Raw genomic sequence first — 3,314 nt, forward strand, 5'->3', positions numbered from 1 at the left:
CTCCTTAATATATTGATACAAAATATCTATGCAAATCTCATGCCTTCGCGAATAGTATTCTACAATATCGAATTGTATGGCTAGTATCAGTGATCAGCACCGGGTCGGTACCTTTGCGTGTCCCAAATCAGGACACACCTTTTCAAGCAAGGTGTTGTTACTACAGCAAGAACCGTTAGGATAAATAATAAAATTTTTAGTGCTTTAGTAGTCTCCAGCGTAGGCTTGAGACAGATGATGGAAAAAATAAATATGTGTATCGAAACAGGACGCCTCTAAGACGTCCTGTTTGTTTCATTATCGGTCTATTTCCTTAGAATTACCTATGTAACTGGCTCTGAGCACGGTGTATGACCCGCTGTGCTGCCGAATTATAGGAATCTGCAAAGTTTTATCCCGGAAAACTGTAATTGGCATATCTTTTGCGATATCTGTTGCAAATGCTGAATGGAGGCGTTTATATGCAGGGAAAAACTGTGCAAGAGATAAAAGTTGGGGATTCTGCACAATTTAGCAAGACCATTTCCGAATCGGATGTTTATTCGTTTGCAGGGGTTACGGGAGATATGAATCCAGTTCATATTAATGTCGAGTATGCTGGTGAAACCGTGTTTGGTAAACGGATTGCCCATGGCATACTGGCGATTGGCTTTATCTCCAACGTGTTGGGAACCCAATTGCCTGGACCCGGAGCTATATATCTAGAGCAGACTTGCAGATTCCTCAAGCCCGTTTTTATAGGGGACACGATCACCGCTACGGTAGAAGTGCTGGAGAAAGATGACGCCAAAAACCGGGTGCGGCTCCGCACCTATTGCACGAACCAAAGGAACGAAATAACTCTCGAAGGAGAGGCGTTGATGATGCCACGCAAGCAAAGCAAACTGGAAACCCAACGCGAATCGCTGTCGCCAGGCCTGGCTGGCTAAACCGCGCATCTGTAGCCATTTATTTATATTGTTCAGGAAGGAGGTGTTAACAATAATGGTATATCAGTACGAAAACCTAATTTGTTCTCTGGAAAACTACGTTATGTTAATTGAAATCAACCGTCCTGCAGTGTTAAATGCACTCAATTCTGCTGTTTTTAATGATCTATACTCAGTATTTCAGCAGATGAGAGAGGATGATGCTGTAAGGGTGGTTATTCTTACCGGTAGCGGAAACAAATCTTTTGCAGCCGGTTCAGATGTAACTGAAATGTCTGCCTGTAATTTGCTAGAAGGGCGAAAATTCGCTCTCGGTGTCTACCGCGCGCAACAGGCCATAGCCTTATTTCCCAAGCCTACCATCGCCGCCATTAACGGTTTCGCTTTTGGCGGAGGGCTTGAGGTAGCAATGTGCTGCGACATACGCCTTGCGTCCGAAAAAGCCAAAATGGCCAATCCTGAGATTAATGTAGGGATTATTCCGGGGGGGGGCGGTACTCAACGGTTAGCCCGGTTAGTAGGAGCTGGAAGGGCCAAGGAGATCATCTTCACCTGTCAGACTATAGATGCGGCAACAGCCTATAGAATCGGTTTAGTCAATCATGTCTTTCCGCCCGAACAACTCATTGACGAAGCAAGGAAAATGGCGAATACGATTGCCAGCAAATCACCTGTATTAGAGGCTTTAGCCAAACAGGCCATCAATATAGGGCAAGATCTCGACCTTGAAAATGCACTCAAAATGGAGGTCGAGTTATTTGCCCAATGTTTTGGAACGGAAGACGGCAAAGAAGGTCTGCTGGCATTCGTCGAAAAGAGGCAACCCAATATCACAGGGAGATAATAATTGATTGAAAGGTGGGACCAATTCATGGAAGTAAACACAATTGCTGTTATAGGAGCAGGAGCCATGGGCAATGGTGTAGCCCAGGTAAGTGCTGTAGCAGGGTACACCGTGGTTTTGAACGATATCTCAGAAGAGGCTCTTAAGAGAGCTATGGCTACCATTGAGAAGAACCTCAATAAGCTGGCCAGCAAAGGCAAAATTGCCGAAGCCGATGTAAGTTCTGCGATTTCCAGGATTACTGTTACTACTGATCTGGCAGAGGCATGCAAAGATGCCGATCTGCTGGTGGAATGTGTATTCGAAAACCTGGAGCTTAAGAAGAAAATGTTCGCAGAATTTGAAAGGCTCTGCAAGCCGGAAGCCATACTGGGAACTAACACCTCGGCTATCCCGGTTACCGAAATTGCCAGCGCTACCACTCGGGGAGACAAGGTCATCGGTATTCACTTCATGAACCCGGTGCCGCTAATGAAAGGCGTGGAAGTCATTAGAGGCCAGCTAACTTCTGAGGAGACCATGCAAGCTACCTTGGACTATATTAAGAAGATTGGTAAGGAATCAGCCATAGCTGTAGATTTTGCCGGGTTTATCGTCAGCAGGCTGCTGGATGTTCTCATGAATGAAGCCGTTAAACTGGTACAAGAAGGCAACTCCCCCGAAGATATCGACAAAGCCATGCGGCTCTGTGCCGGGCATCCTATGGGACCCTGCACGTTGCTGGATTTGGTAGGAGCTGAAATTGCCATGCACGGAATGGAAACTATGGAAAGAGATTTTGGTGACCGCTACAAACCGCATCCATTACTTAAAAAACGCGTTTTGGCTGGTCTCTTAGGTCAGAAGTCCGGAAAGGGCTTTTACGATTACGAAAAATAATGTTAATAATAGCCCGTGAAAGGAGGTTATAGCTTGAGAAGCAATACGGAATTATTCGATTTATCAGGTCAAGTAGCAATAGTAACCGGTGGGGCAGCCGGCATTGGTGTTCAAATGGCGTATGCACTAGGCGAAGCCGGCGCCAATCTGGTTGTTGCGGCTAGAAACCTTGAACGATGCCAAGAAATGGCTCAAAAGATGGAGAAGGATTTGGGGGTAAAAGTATTACCGGCCAGAGCTGACGTTAAAAATACTGATGAAATCGATGCTTTATACGATTTAGTAATGAAAGAATTTGGCCGGGTAGACATTTTGGTTAATAATTCCGGAGCAACCTGGGGGGCGCCATCGCTAGAGTTTCCTCTGGATGCCTGGAGAAAAGTAATTGACACCAATTTGACGGGTTCCTGGTACATGGCCCAAAAGGCGGGCCAGATTATGGCTAAACAGAATTATGGCAGAATTATCAATCTGGCTTCATTGGCCGCTTTTGTTGGAGCTCCCGCAGAAATCATGGATACGGTAGCCTATCAGGCCAGCAAGGCTGCTATTGCCGGATTGACCAAGGATCTTGCTGTGAAATGGGCTAAGCACAATATTACCGTTAATGCTATTGCCCCGGGATGGTTCCCGAGCAAAATGACCGCCGGGACGCTTGATAA

4 protein-coding genes are annotated in these 3,314 nt (G+C 46.0%); all 4 read left to right on the top strand.

The genetic code is table 11. The features are described from left to right. Positions 1-461: 461 nt before the first annotated feature. On the top strand, positions 462-929 hold the full coding sequence (locus B3W37_RS02870) for a MaoC family dehydratase (RefSeq protein ID WP_483169084.1): 468 nt from the start codon (positions 462-464) through the stop codon (positions 927-929). 55 nt (positions 930-984) lie between these two features. Further along, positions 985-1,773 (top strand): enoyl-CoA hydratase-related protein, encoded by a 789-nt coding sequence (locus B3W37_RS02875; RefSeq protein WP_483169082.1) that lies wholly within the window; start codon positions 985-987, stop codon positions 1,771-1,773. Positions 1,774-1,800: 27 nt separating this feature from the next. Beyond that, complete coding sequence (locus B3W37_RS02880) at positions 1,801-2,652, top strand: 3-hydroxyacyl-CoA dehydrogenase family protein (protein ID WP_483169080.1); 852 nt, start codon at positions 1,801-1,803, stop codon at positions 2,650-2,652. A gap of 33 nt (positions 2,653-2,685) precedes the next feature. After that, positions 2,686-3,314, top strand: a 629-nt coding sequence (locus B3W37_RS02885; RefSeq protein WP_483174730.1) for an SDR family NAD(P)-dependent oxidoreductase, incomplete at its 3' end; no start/stop codon positions are given.

The sequence above is a fragment of the Syntrophomonas sp. UBA5494 genome (genome assembly GCF_002426325.1).